Origin of the sequence: Streptomyces sp. NPDC048479 (genome assembly GCF_040651435.1) — a bacterium.
Lineage (GTDB): Bacteria > Actinomycetota > Actinomycetes > Streptomycetales > Streptomycetaceae > Streptomyces.
This window is the reverse complement of the sequence record NZ_JBEZKA010000052.1, coordinates 1-12098: the sequence shown is the minus strand read 5'-3', so window position 1 is coordinate 12098 and position 12098 is coordinate 1. Positions and strand designations below refer to the sequence as shown.

13 protein-coding genes are annotated in these 12098 nt (G+C 70.3%); 8 read left to right on the top strand and 5 right to left on the bottom strand.

Annotated elements, in window-relative coordinates; translation table 11 throughout:
• Positions 1 to 53 precede the first annotated feature (53 nt).
• The gene (locus AB0D12_RS38800) at positions 54 to 503 is read left to right on the top strand and encodes a hypothetical protein (RefSeq protein WP_362694126.1); all 450 of its coding nucleotides are present in this window, start codon (positions 54 to 56) and stop codon (positions 501 to 503) included.
• A gap of 84 nt (positions 504 to 587) precedes the next feature.
• On the opposite strand, the gene AB0D12_RS38795 is transcribed toward AB0D12_RS38800, so the two are convergent.
• The 4 genes from AB0D12_RS38795 to AB0D12_RS38780 all read right to left on the bottom strand — a co-directional run bounded on the left by AB0D12_RS38795 (position 588) and on the right by AB0D12_RS38780 (position 3438).
• Positions 588 to 1199: a nucleoside triphosphate pyrophosphatase gene (locus tag AB0D12_RS38795; protein ID WP_362694083.1), complete on the bottom strand. Its 612-nt coding sequence runs from the start codon at positions 1197 to 1199 to the stop codon at positions 588 to 590.
• Positions 1200 to 1219: 20 nt separating this feature from the next.
• Positions 1220 to 1348, bottom strand: coding sequence for a hypothetical protein (locus AB0D12_RS38790; RefSeq protein ID WP_326652175.1), 129 nt, complete (start codon positions 1346 to 1348; stop codon positions 1220 to 1222).
• Positions 1349 to 1629: 281 nt separating this feature from the next.
• Complete coding sequence (locus AB0D12_RS38785; protein WP_362694123.1) at positions 1630 to 1836, bottom strand: acyl-CoA carboxylase epsilon subunit; 207 nt, start codon at positions 1834 to 1836, stop codon at positions 1630 to 1632.
• Between the two features lie 21 nt (positions 1837 to 1857).
• Positions 1858 to 3438, bottom strand: coding sequence for an acyl-CoA carboxylase subunit beta (locus AB0D12_RS38780; protein ID WP_362694080.1), 1581 nt, complete (start codon positions 3436 to 3438; stop codon positions 1858 to 1860).
• 114 nt (positions 3439 to 3552) lie between these two features.
• Between AB0D12_RS38780 and AB0D12_RS38775 the strand changes: the two genes are divergently transcribed.
• From AB0D12_RS38775 to hutH, 5 genes are all read left to right on the top strand, one after another.
• Positions 3553 to 4410 (top strand): biotin--[acetyl-CoA-carboxylase] ligase, encoded by an 858-nt coding sequence (locus AB0D12_RS38775; RefSeq protein WP_362694077.1) that lies wholly within the window; start codon positions 3553 to 3555, stop codon positions 4408 to 4410.
• 355 nt (positions 4411 to 4765) lie between these two features.
• Positions 4766 to 5863: an adenylate/guanylate cyclase domain-containing protein gene (locus AB0D12_RS38770; RefSeq protein ID WP_362694074.1), complete on the top strand. Its 1098-nt coding sequence runs from the start codon at positions 4766 to 4768 to the stop codon at positions 5861 to 5863.
• A 121-nt stretch (positions 5864 to 5984) separates the two neighbouring features.
• Entirely contained in the window at positions 5985 to 6785 is an 801-nt protein-coding gene (locus tag AB0D12_RS38765; protein ID WP_362694071.1) for an enoyl-CoA hydratase-related protein, read from the top strand.
• A gap of 59 nt (positions 6786 to 6844) precedes the next feature.
• Positions 6845 to 8044: a diguanylate cyclase gene (locus tag AB0D12_RS38760; RefSeq protein WP_362694068.1), complete on the top strand. Its 1200-nt coding sequence runs from the start codon at positions 6845 to 6847 to the stop codon at positions 8042 to 8044.
• 87 nt (positions 8045 to 8131) lie between these two features.
• Entirely contained in the window at positions 8132 to 9673 is a 1542-nt protein-coding gene (hutH, locus tag AB0D12_RS38755; RefSeq protein WP_362694120.1) for a histidine ammonia-lyase, read from the top strand.
• 66 nt (positions 9674 to 9739) lie between these two features.
• Here the strand turns inward: hutH and AB0D12_RS38750 are convergent, their stop codons facing one another.
• On the bottom strand, positions 9740 to 10012 hold the full coding sequence (locus AB0D12_RS38750) for a hypothetical protein (protein ID WP_362694065.1): 273 nt from the start codon (positions 10010 to 10012) through the stop codon (positions 9740 to 9742).
• 108 nt (positions 10013 to 10120) lie between these two features.
• Here AB0D12_RS38750 and AB0D12_RS38745 point away from each other — a divergent pair, with 108 nt between their 5' ends.
• Entirely contained in the window at positions 10121 to 10483 is a 363-nt protein-coding gene (locus AB0D12_RS38745; RefSeq protein WP_362694062.1) for a hypothetical protein, read from the top strand.
• Between the two features lie 207 nt (positions 10484 to 10690).
• Positions 10691 to 11956, top strand: coding sequence for an Ig-like domain-containing protein (locus AB0D12_RS38740; RefSeq protein WP_362694059.1), 1266 nt, complete (start codon positions 10691 to 10693; stop codon positions 11954 to 11956).
• Positions 11957 to 12098 lie beyond the last annotated feature (142 nt).

Genomic DNA, 12098 nt, shown 5'->3' with positions numbered 1-12098 from the left:
GTCGTACGTACTTCCGGTAACTGAGGGTTGGGGGCGCCGTGGCGCGCAGACCGGTGGCTGTCGTGGCCGCGATTGTTCTGCTGGCGGAGGCCGTCGGCATCGTGCTGATCAACGGCATCCTTGCCACGTTCGTCGACAAGCAGGACATGTCGCTCGCCGACCTGGACCCGGATGCGATGGTCACCGGGACCTGGGTGATGGGCGGCGTCTTCGGTCTGTTTCTGGCGGCGTGCGGTGTCGTCCTGCTGTTCACCGGTCTGCGGAACCGGGCACCAGGGCGCTTCGGCCGGATCCTGCTGATCAGCTGCGCGATCATGCACGGGGTGCTGGGCGCGCTGACGGTGGGCCTGGTGGGCTGGGACGCGTTCGCGTTCATGATGGTCGTGCTGGGGCTGATCGTGCTGACACTGGTGGCGTACGGCAGGCGGGAGCAGGCGCCGGTGGAGGACGCCCCGGCGCCGACGAACGGCGCGGCGCCCACGAACGGTCCTGCGCCGGCCTGAGGGCGACGCCGTCCTGGCCCGGGCCGTGTCCTCGCTCGCCAACGCCGTGCCGGCCAGAGCCGGTTCAGCGGAAGTGACCGAGTCTCATGCCCACAGGTCGGTGATGGAGTGGCCGAGCTCGCCCAGCAGCTTCCGCAGCAGCGGCAGCGAAAGACCGATGACATTGCCGTGGTCGCCGTCGATGCCCTCGATGAAGGGGGCCGAGCGGCCGTCCAGGGTGAAGGCACCCGCCACCTGGAGCGGTTCGCCGCTGGCGACGTAGCTGGCGATCTCGGCGTCGGTCGGGCGGCCGAAGCGCACGACGGTGGACGCGGTCCCGGAGGCGTGGTGGCCGGTGGCGGTGTCGTAGACGCAGTGCCCGGTCTGCAGGGTGCCCACGCGGCCGCGCATCGACTTCCAGCGGGTGATGGCCTCCTCCGCGTCGGCGGGCTTGCCGAACGCCTGGCCGTCGAGATCGAGTACGGAGTCGCAGCCGATGACGAGCGCCCCACTTCTGACCACATCGGCCTGGGCCGCCACGACGGATGCCTTGGCCTCCGCGAGTGCCAGCGCAAGCTCGGCCGGGGTGGGCGCGGATACGGCGTCCTCGTCGACACCGCTGACGATCACCTCGGGGGCGAGTCCGGCCTGGCGCAGCAGATTGAGGCGGGCAGGGGAGGCGGAGGCGAGGACGAGACGGCGACGCTGATCGGTCATGGGGTCATCGTAGGCGGCGATCAGTGGAGACCGACCACGAACATCGCAAGCACCATGGCCAGTGCCAGCACAAAGCCCACGCGGCGCATCATGGCCTGCATCTCGCGCAGTTCTTCGGGGGGTTCGTTCTCCGGGTCGGACCACAGCATGCAATCGATCCTGCTCCCGGGTCCCGGGCGGCGCCTGAGTACGAGTACTCAGCCGACGGGGTGACAACGGGCTAATTCCAGGTGCCGACCCCCGGCCTGGTCCCGGTAAACGGGCCTGCTGTTCCATTAGCCCGCAGGTATGGCCAACGGTGCGTCCGTCGAGCAGGGCTCCGTACGCCACGGCTGAGGGGCTCGGGTCCTGTGACTGGACCCGAGCCCCCGGAACAAGCCTCGCCGGCCACTGGGGCGCGGCGTCCGGGGCCGCGCCCCAGGAGCTCGGCCTACACCGGCCAGTATGTGCGCGCCCAGGCCCGCGGCCCCGGCTGCGGCCTCCGGCTCCGCCCGATGCGCGCCGGGTCCGACCACTGCTCCGGCAGCAGCGGTGTCCCGTCCGCGGCGGAGACCGTCGCCGCGGCGCGCGCCTGAACCACCGCCAGTGCGGCGGCCAGCTCCTCCGGGGTCGGGTTTCCTCGTACGACCTTGATCATCGTCAAGTCCCTTCCTGGGGGCTAGAGGGGGATGTTGCCGTGCTTCTTCGGAGGCAGGTTTTCCCGCTTCGTACGCAGCTGACGCAGGCCCTTCACGATCTGCGCCCGCGTCTCCGACGGCATGATCACCGCGTCGATGTAGCCGCGCTCGGCCGCCGTGTACGGGTTGAGCAGCGTGTCCTCGTACTCCTGGATCAGCTGCGCCCGGGTCGCCTCCTGGTCATCGGCGGCCGCGATGGTGCGGCGGTGCAGGATGTTCACCGCGCCCTGCGCGCCCATGACCGCGATCTGCGAGGTCGGCCACGCCACATTCAGGTCGGCGCCCAGGTGCTTGGAGCCCATGACGTCGTACGCGCCGCCGAAGGCCTTCCGCGTGATCACCGTGATCAGCGGGACCGTCGCCTCCGCGTAGGCGTAGATCAGCTTCGCGCCGCGCCGGATGATGCCGCCGTACTCCTGGTCCACGCCGGGCAGGAAGCCGGGCACGTCCACGAATGTGATCACCGGGACGTTGAAGGCGTCACAGGTGCGGACGAAGCGCGCGGCCTTCTCGGAGGCGTTGATGTCGAGGCAGCCGGCGAACTGCATCGGCTGGTTGGCGACTATGCCGACCGGGAGGCCCTCCACCCGTCCGAAGCCGGTGATGATGTTCGGCGCGAACATCGCCTGCGTCTCCAGGAACTCCCCGTCGTCCAGCACATGCTCGATGACCGTGTGCATGTCGTACGGCTGGTTCGCGGAGTCCGGGATGAGGGTGTCGAGCTCGCGGTCCTCGTCGTTCGTCTCCAGGTCGGCCTCGTCGGGGAAGGCCGGCGGCTCGGAGAGGTTGTTGGACGGCAGGTACGACAGCAGCGACTTGACGTACTCGACGGCGTCCTTCTCGTCACCCGCCATGTGGTGCGCGACGCCCGAGGTGGTGTTGTGTGTACGGGCTCCGCCCAGCTCCTCGAAGCCGACGTCCTCACCGGTGACCGTCTTGATGACGTCGGGTCCGGTGATGAACATGTGGGAGGTCTGGTCGACCATCACCGTGAAGTCGGTGATGGCCGGGGAGTAGACGGCTCCGCCCGCGCACGGTCCGACGACCAGCGAGATCTGCGGGATCACGCCGGAGGCGTGGGTGTTCCGGCGGAAGATCTCGCCGTACATGCCCAGTGCGCTGACGCCCTCCTGGATACGGGCGCCGCCGGAGTCGTTGATGCCGATGACCGGGCAGCCGGTCTTCAGAGCGAAGTCCATGACCTTGATGATCTTCTGGCCGTACACCTCGCCGAGCGCGCCGCCGAAGACCGTGAAGTCCTGCGAGAAGACGGCGACCGGACGGCCGTCGACCGTGCCGTAGCCGGTGACCACGCCGTCGCCGTACGGGCGGGTCTGCTCAAGGCCGAAGTTGGTGGAGCGGTGCCGGGCGAACTCGTCGAGCTCTACGAACGATCCTTCGTCCAGCAGCAGATCAACCCGCTCACGGGCCGTCAACTTGCCCTTCGCGTGCTGCTTTTCCACCGCGCGCGCGGAGCCCGCATGCGTCGCCTCGTCTATGCGGCGCTGCAGATCCGCGAGCTTTCCCGCGGTGGTGTGGATGTCAATCTCGGACTCCGACATCGGGATGCGGCTCCCTGTCCTGGTCAACGTCAACCGGAATGGCTACTGACACGTAGCGTATCGGCGCGCATGGCGCTCGGCAGTGCGGCGTTTGCCACACCTAACCTGGCTTGCATGACGCCTCAGAATGCGCCCGAGAGCCGCTGGTCCGACCTCGACCGGCCCCCGCTGAACGTCCCCGCGCTGCGCCGCGCCCTACTGGTACCGGGCGGGCTGTGGACCTCGCTCGACATCGTGCCCGAGACCGGCTCCACCAATTCCGACCTGGCGGCACGGGCCGCGTCCCTGGAGGAGGGGGCGGTGCTGGTCGCCGAGGAGCAGACGGCGGGCCGCGGGCGGCTCGACCGGTCCTGGACGTCGCCGGCCCGCTCCGGGCTGTTCTTCTCCGTACTGCTGCGGCCCGGACCGGAGGTGCCGGTGGAGCGGTGGGGGTGGCTGCCGCTGCTCGCCGGAGTCGCCTCGGCGACCGGCCTCGCCCGGGCCGCCGGAGTCGACCTGTCGCTCAAATGGCCTAACGACCTGCTGGTAAAGGTCGGCGGCGAGGAGCGCAAGACCGGCGGGATCCTCGCGGAGCGTGCGGGCGACGAGGCGGTGGTGGTCGGCATCGGCCTCAATGTGACGCTGCGCGCGGACGAGCTCCCGGTGCCGACGGCGGGGTCGCTCGCCCTGGCGGACGCGATCTCCACCGACCGCGACCCGCTGCTGCGGGCCCTGCTGCGCTCGCTGGAGCAGTGGTACGGCGACTGGCGCGCGGCGGGTGGCGACCCGGCACGCTCCGGGCTCCAGGCGGCGTACGCGGAGGGCTGCGCGACGCTGGGGCGCACCGTACGGGCCGAGCTGCCGGGTGACCGGTCGGTCACCGGCGAGGCGGTCGCGCTCGACGGTGACGGCCGGCTGGTGCTGACCACGGAGGGTGGCGGGCGGCAGTCGATCAGTGCGGGTGACATCGTGCACCTGCGGGCGGCCGACTGATCTGGGGTGAACCCGGGTGAGTCCCGATCGCGGACCGGGACGTGAGGTAGGGCACACCTGTCGTATCGTTGAGGCGATCGAGCGACAGATCGGCAGGGCAGTGCCGCAGGGAACGGGCAGGAGGCGGCTGGTGACAGTCGACGACACCACTTCCGGCGCGGGCGCGCAGCCCCCGTCGGACTCCTCGTCCGGCGCGTCCGCTTCGTCCGGTTCTCCGTCCGGCTCCTCGCCCGGTTCTTCGTCCGCGGAGTCATCCAACGGAGCGGCCGGGGCCTCCGAGTCTGCCGACTCGTCCGGCCCTTCCGGCCCTTCCGGGTCTTCCGGGTCTTCAGGGACGGCCGCTTCGTCCTCCTCGGTGCATCCGACCCCGCACCACGAGGTCGATCACACCGCGGAGCCGACGGACGACCCTCTCGCCATCCGCCTGGAGCAGCTGATCCTCGGCGCCGACCGGCGCTACACGCCCTTCCAGGCGGCCCGTACCGCAGGCGTCTCGATGGAGCTCGCCTCCCGCTTCTGGCGGGCCATGGGCTTCGCCGACATCGGGCAGGCGAAGGCGCTGACCGAGGCGGACGTACTGGCCCTGCGGCGGCTCGCCGGTCTGGTCGAGGCCGGCCTGCTGAGCGAGCCGATGGCGGTCCAGGTGGCCCGCTCGACCGGCCAGACCACCGCCCGGCTGGCGGAATGGCAGATCGATTCTTTCCTGGAGGGCCTCACCGAGCCGCCCGAGCCGGGCATGACCCGTACTGAGGTCACATATCCGCTGGTCGAGCTGCTGCTGCCCGAGCTGGAGGAATTCCTGGTGTACGTGTGGCGGCGGCAGCTCGCCGCGGCCACCGGACGCGTGGTCCAGGCCGCGGACGACGAGGAGATGGTCGACCGCCGGCTGGCGGTCGGCTTCGCGGACCTGGTCGGCTTCACCCGGCTGACGCGGCGGCTGGAGGAAGAGGAACTGGGCGAGCTGGTGGAGGCGTTCGAAACCACCTCGGCCGACCTGGTCGCCGCGCACGGCGGCCGGCTGATCAAGACCCTCGGCGACGAGGTGCTCTACGCGGCGGACGATGCGGGTACGGCGGCGGAGATCGCGCTGCGCCTCATCGAAACGATGACGCACGACGAGACGATGCCGGCGCTGCGCGTCGGCATCGCTTTTGGCACGGTCACCACGCGGATGGGCGATGTGTTCGGCACGACGGTGAACCTGGCCAGCCGGCTGACCTCGATAGCGCCGAAGGACGCGGTGCTGGTGGACGGGGCGTTCGCGGAGGGGCTGGTACGCACCGGAGACGCGCCGGCCTCCGAGGCGGAGGCGGCGGAGGAGGCGGCAGCGGCGGAAAAGGAGGGCGAGGAACCCCCCTTGTACCGCTTCGCCCTCCAGCCGATGTGGCAACGCCCGGTGCGAGGCCTGGGCGTGGTGGAGCCGTGGCTGCTGTCACGGCGGACGAACTCCTGAGTCGTGGTGCCGGGGGGCGCCCCCATCCCCCCCGTTCATCGGGATCGCCAGGTGGGGGAGACCCCCGACGCGGTGCGCGCCTATGATCCGGTGAACCGTCGTTAACCGGGAGGGTGCCGTCATGTCCGAGTCCGAGCAGCGGTTCGGGGAATTCGTCGTCGTGCGCAGGCACGAGCAAGCGCACGTCGCGGAGCTCGTGCTCGATCGGCCCAAGGCCATGAACGCCGTCTCCAGCGAGATGGCCCGGTCCATCGCCGCCGCCTGTGACGCCCTCGCCGCCGAGGCGGACGTACGTGTCACCGTGCTCACCTCCACCCACGAGCGCGCCTTCTGCGTCGGCGCCGATCTCAAGGAGCGGAACTCCTTCTCCGACGCCGAGTTGGTGCGGCAGCGGCCCACCTCCCGGGCCGCGTACACCGGGGTTCTCGAGCTGCCGATGCCCACCGTCGCCGCCGTGCACGGCTTCGCCCTCGGTGGCGGGTACGAGCTGGCGCTCGCCTGCGATGTGATCGTTGCCGACGCCACCGCCGTGGTCGGGCTGCCGGAGGTGTCCGTAGGCGTCATTCCCGGCGGCGGCGGGACCCAGCTGCTGCCACGCCGCGTCGGTGCCGCGCGCGCCGCCGAGCTGGTGTTCACCGCGCGGCGCGTGGAGGCGGCCGAGGCGCGGGAGTTGGGGCTCGTCGACCAGTTGGCGGACGACGCCAGGACCGAGGCGCTCGCGCTCGCGGGGCGGATCGCCGCGAACTCTCCCGTCGGGCTGCGCGCCGCGAAGCGCGCGATGCGGCTCGGGCATGGGCTCGATCTGCGGGCCGGCCTGGAGGTGGAGGACGCGGCCTGGCGGTCCGTGGCCTTCTCCGGGGACCGGGCAGAGGGCGTCGCGGCCTTCAACGAGAAGCGGAAGCCGCAGTGGCCCGGCGAGTGACTGTTCCGACCACGGCCCACTCCGACTGATCAAACCGTCTCGAACCTCCCTAAGCTGGGATGATGGCTGAGGATCGACGGTTGCGGGCCGTGGTGGCGCTGGCGCAGGCAATGGCGGCCGCGCACACACCGCGCGAGTTCTGGCGCGCGGCCGCGCTCGGCGCGTGTCAGGCGCTGGCCGGCTCCTTCGCCGCCCTGTCGGTGTGGGAGCGCGAGCTCGGCCGGCTCAAGGTGCTCGTGAACGCCGGCGAACGGGCCGCAGGGGAGGAGGAGTTCCCCGAATCCGAGACGTACCCCGTCAATCGCTTCCCGGAGATCACCGAGTTTCTGCACGAGCAGTGGGCGGGCGGCGGTGAGCCCGACGCCTGGGTGGCGACGGCGGAAGGACCGCCGTCGGCCGCGAACGGCTACTGCCATCAGGGGGCACCTCCGGCGGACGAAGTCCTGTGGGGGAGGGTCGCGTCCCTGCGGCGGCGCGGCCGCGGCTGCTGTGTTGTCGCGCCGATCGTGCTGCACGGCCGGGCCTGGGGCGAACTGTATGTGGCCAGGCCGCCGGGCGCGCCGGTGTTCGACCGCGACGACGCGGACTTCGCGACGGTCGTCGCCTCCGTCGTGGCCTCGGGCATCGCTCAGAACGAGCGGCTCGAGGAGGTCCGCAGGCTCGCCTTCACGGACCCGCTGACCGGTCTCGCCAACCGCCGCGCCGTCGACATAAGGCTCGACGAGGCGCTCGAACGGCAGCGCACGGACGGCTCGGTCGTCAGCCTGGTGGTCTGCGACCTCAACGGACTCAAGCGCGTGAACGACACCCACGGCCACGCCGTCGGCGACCGGCTGCTCGAGCGTTTCGGCTCGGTCCTCTCGCTCTGCGGGGCGATGCTGCCGGGCACACTGGCGGCACGGCTCGGCGGTGACGAGTTCTGTCTGGTCGCGGTCGGCCCGGCGGCGGACGAGGTGGTCCGGGTGGCTGACGAACTCTGCGTACGAGCAGGGGAGTTGGAGCTCGGTGAGGGTGTGGCCTGCGGTGTGGCCTCGACCGGTGACCCGATCGGCCAGGTCCGCTCGGCCCGCCGGCTTTTCCGGCTGGCGGACGCGGCCCAGTACCGCGCGAAGGCGGCCCTCTCCCCGAAGCCGGTGGTCGCCGGCCGCGACGGCACTGTGATGCGCCTGGCGGACACCCCGCCGCGTTCGCCGCACGAGCGCCGCCGCTTCCGTGGCGTACGACCCGAGGAGGCAACCGAGCCCTGGAGCGAGCCCTGACACCGGATGTCGGATTGCAGTAAGGGGTCATCCGGCCCGCCACTAGTGACAGGTTGCGATTCAGTCCGTACGCTCCTGAATATGGATATGCAAACAGTCGTGGTGGGGACGTCCGGTACCACCGCCGAAGACGTCATCGCCGTGGCCCGCGAGGGCGCCCGCATCGAGCTCTCCGCGGAGGCCGTCGCCGCCCTCGCCACCGCCCGCGGGATCGTGGACGCGCTCGCCGCCAAGCCCGAGCCGGTCTACGGGGTCTCCACCGGGTTCGGCGCGCTCGCCAGCCGCCACATCAGCCCCGACCTCCGTGCCCAGCTGCAGCGCAACATCGTCCGCTCGCACGCCGCAGGCATGGGCCCGCGTGTCGAGCGCGAGGTCGTCCGCGCGCTGATGTTCCTCCGTCTGAAGACCGTGGCCTCCGGCTACACCGGCGTACGCCCCGAGGTCGCCCAGACCATGGTGGACGTACTGAACGCCGGCATCACGCCCGTCGTCCACGAGTACGGATCGCTCGGCTGCTCCGGCGACCTCGCCCCCCTCTCGCACTGCGCGCTGACGCTGATGGGCGAGGGCGACGCCGAGGGCCCCGACGGCCAGGTGCGGCCCGCCGGCGAGCTGCTCGCCGAGCACGGCATCACGCCCGTCGAGCTCCGCGAGAAGGAGGGTCTGGCCCTCCTGAACGGCACCGACGGCATGCTCGGCATGCTGGTCATGGCCCTCGCCGACCTTCAGCGCCTCTACACCACCGCCGACATCACCGCCGCCCTCAGCCTCGAGGCGCTGCTCGGCACGGACAAGGTGCTCGCCCCCGAGCTGCACGCCATCCGCCCGCACCCGGGCCAGGGCGTCTCCGCCGCCAATATGAGCGCCGTGCTCAAGGACTCCGGGCTCACCGGGCACTTCCAGGAGGAGGAAGCGCCCCGAGTGCAGGACGCGTACTCCGTGCGCTGCGCGCCGCAGGTTGCCGGCGCCGGGCGGGACACCCTCGCGCACGCCCGTCTGGTCGCCGACCGCGAGCTCGCCTCGGCCGTCGACAACCCGATCGTGCTGCCCGACGGCCGTGTGGAGTCCAACGGCAACTTCCACGGTGCCCCGGTCGCCTATGTCCTCGACTTCCTCGCCATCGTCGCCGCCGACCTCGGCTCCATTGCCGAGCGCCGCACCGACCGGCTCCTCGACAAGAACCGCTCGCACGGTCTGCCGCCGTTCCTCGCCGACGACGCCGGCGTGGACTCGGGCCTGATGATCGCCCAGTACACGCAGGCCGCCCTGGTCAGCGAGATGAAGCGGCTCGCCGTCCCGGCATCCGCCGACTCCATCCCGTCATCGGCGATGCAGGAGGACCACGTCTCCATGGGCTGGTCGGCCGCGCGCAAGCTGCGCACCACCGTCGGCAATCTGAGCCGGATCCTCGCCGTCGAGCTCTACGCCGCGACCCGCGCCATCGAGCTGCGGCGCGGGCTGACCCCCGCGCCCGCCTCGCAGGCCGCCATCGCGGCACTGCGCGCGGCAGGTGTCGAGGGACCCGGTCCCGACCGCTTCCTCGCGCCCGACCTGGAGGCCGCCGACGCGTTCGTACGGGACGGAAAGCTCGTCGCGGCCGTGGAGCCGGTGACGGGTCCGCTGGCCTAGCAGCTCAGCAGCTCAGCAGCACGCAGGGACGGGCCGCTCCGCACACCGCGGGGCGGCCCCGTCCCGTCACATGTACAGGGCCCCGCGCCGGCGCACGGAGTACGTCACCAAGCCCGCGCCGATGCCCAGGAAGGCAGCGCCGCCGACGAGATACGGGGTGGTGTCCACGGTGCCCGTGGCGGCCAGGGTCAGCTCCTGTGACGACGCACTCGCGCCGGTCTGATGTCTCTGCACCGCTTCCCGCTCGACAGTGGCATTCGCCGAGGGAACGAACCACAGCGCACACAGCAGAGTCCCTGCGGCAGTGGTGGTAAGAAGCGGTCGACGTGCGACGGACACGGACTCGATCCCCCTTGAGGCATCCTCGAATTGGCCGGGTGCGCTGATGCTAGTGAAAGCAGCGGGTCGTGGGAAAGCCGCGAGGGCGGGAGCTTTACGCTCCGTCGTATGACCACTTCTGAGACATCACGGTATGTGCGGCTGCGCGTGGAATTGGTGCTGGAGATCGAGGACTCCGCGGCACTGACCGGCGGCGCCCTCGAACGCATCGCGGCGGACACGTTTATGCCGGACGAGGAGCGCGCACACGCCAAGTCGGCGGTACGCGAGGACGAGGCGGAGGCCATCGCCTATCTCGTGGACCCCTTCGACCTGGTCAGCGATGTGCCGGGGGTGGAGCTCGCCCAGGCTTCGTGGAGCAGTGAGCAGATCGAGTACGACCCCGATGCGGAGGACTGGGACCCGGACGAGGAAGATGGAGAGTACGACGATGATGACGAGTCGGACGACGGTGACGCCGGGCGGCCGTAGCGCGTGTGTATGGGACGGGCTCCGGGCCCCGGGGTGCCGCGACGGTGAACCCGGGCCCGGACGTTTTCGTGTCGCAGTGCAACCGCCGGAGCTGTGGGCGCGTCGATGAATATCTGTGAGTGGTGTTCCCCACATCCTCTTCGGATGTGGAACCGGGCAGCCCGAAATGGGTGTTGTCCAAGTTGTGGGTCAGGGGAATCGGCGACGATGGAGAAGCGTGTGATGACGGACAGCAAGCGGCGCAAAGGCCTCATAGCCGCGTCCGCAGTGCTCGGCGGCGTGCTGGTGCTGTCGGCCTGCAGTGGCGACGGGGACAAGGGCGGCAGCGCCGACAGCTCGAAGAAATCGCAGGCCCAGGTCGACGAGGCGGCAGCCAAGGAAGCGTCGAAGGCCCGAATAGCCATCTCGCCGAAGAACGGCGCGACCAACGCGGGCATCAACAACGACGCCAAGGTCACCGTCAGCGACGGCACCCTCACTGAGGTCACCATGGCCACGGCGGACGGCGCGAGCGTCAAGGGCACCCTCGCCGCCGACGGCAAGAGCTGGAAGCCGGACGCGCAGCTCGAGCGCTCCACCACGTACAAGATCTCGGCCACGGCGAAGGACTCCAAGGGCCAGGAGGCCCACGAGAACTCCTCCTTCACCACCGTCTCGCCCGCCAACAGCTTCATCGGCAACTTCACGCCCGAGGACGGTTCCACCGTCGGCGTCGGTATGCCGGTCTCGATCAACTTCAACAAGGCGATCACGGACAAGAAGGCCGTCCAGTCCGGGATCACCGTGACATCGAGCAGCGGCCAGGAGGTCGTCGGCCACTGGTTCAACGGGCAGCGGCTGGACTTCCGCCCCGACCAGTACTGGCAGGAAGGCTCGACCGTCACCCTGAAGCTGAACCTCGACGGGGTCCAGGGCGCCCAGGGAGTCTTCGGCGTCCAGCAGAAGACGATCACCTTCAAGATCGGCCGTAACCAGGTCTCGACCGTCGACGCGTCGGCCCACACGATGACGGTCACCCAGGACGGCAAGACGATCAAGACCATCCCGATCTCGGCCGGTGGCCCGGACAACCCGACCTACAACGGCCAGATGGTGATCTCCGAGAAGTTCAAGGAGACCCGGATGGACGGCTCGACGGTCGGCTTCAAGAAGAAGGACGGCAAGGGCGAGTACGACATCAAGGACGTCCCGCACGCGATGCGGCTGTCCACGTCGGGCACGTTCATCCACGGCAACTACTGGGGTGCCGACTCGATCTTCGGCAGCTCCAACACCAGCCACGGCTGTGTCGGTCTGAACGACGTCAAGGGTGCGGGTGACCCGAACCAGCCCGCCGCCTGGCTGTTCGACAACACGATCGTCGGCGACGTCGTGATCGTGAAGAACTCCAAGGACCGGACCGTCCAGCCGGACAACGGCCTGAACGGCTGGAACCTGAGCTGGAGCGACTGGAAGGCCGGCTCGGCCGCCTGAGCCACCGTCTGCCTCGTACGCATGAGGGCGGCGGCACCCCCCGGGGGGCCGCAGCGCGAGTCCGGGGCGCGAGGCGAGCAGACGCAGATTCTCTGCGTACGGCAGTTCCGGGCGCTCGTCCGGGGCGAGCAGCTGCAGCGCC

Excerpts from the sequence above, each read along its gene's own strand:
- AB0D12_RS38745 (WP_362694062.1), top strand. The coding sequence starts at position 10,121 with ATGACCACTTCTGAGACATCACGGTATGTGCGGCTGCGCGTGGAATTG.
- AB0D12_RS38740 (WP_362694059.1), top strand. The coding sequence starts at position 10,691 with ATGGAGAAGCGTGTGATGACGGACAGCAAGCGGCGCAAAGGCCTCATA.
- AB0D12_RS38780 (WP_362694080.1), bottom strand. The coding sequence starts at position 3,438 with ATGTCGGAGTCCGAGATTGACATCCACACCACCGCGGGAAAGCTCGCG.
- AB0D12_RS38785 (WP_362694123.1), bottom strand. The coding sequence starts at position 1,836 with ATGATCAAGGTCGTACGAGGAAACCCGACCCCGGAGGAGCTGGCCGCC.
- AB0D12_RS38795 (WP_362694083.1), bottom strand. The coding sequence starts at position 1,199 with ATGACCGATCAGCGTCGCCGTCTCGTCCTCGCCTCCGCCTCCCCTGCC.
- AB0D12_RS38760 (WP_362694068.1), top strand. The coding sequence starts at position 6,845 with ATGATGGCTGAGGATCGACGGTTGCGGGCCGTGGTGGCGCTGGCGCAG.
- AB0D12_RS38765 (WP_362694071.1), top strand. The coding sequence starts at position 5,985 with ATGTCCGAGTCCGAGCAGCGGTTCGGGGAATTCGTCGTCGTGCGCAGG.
- AB0D12_RS38775 (WP_362694077.1), top strand. The coding sequence starts at position 3,553 with ATGACGCCTCAGAATGCGCCCGAGAGCCGCTGGTCCGACCTCGACCGG.
- AB0D12_RS38790 (WP_326652175.1), bottom strand. The coding sequence starts at position 1,348 with ATGCTGTGGTCCGACCCGGAGAACGAACCCCCCGAAGAACTGCGCGAG.
- hutH (WP_362694120.1), top strand. The coding sequence starts at position 8,132 with ATGCAAACAGTCGTGGTGGGGACGTCCGGTACCACCGCCGAAGACGTC.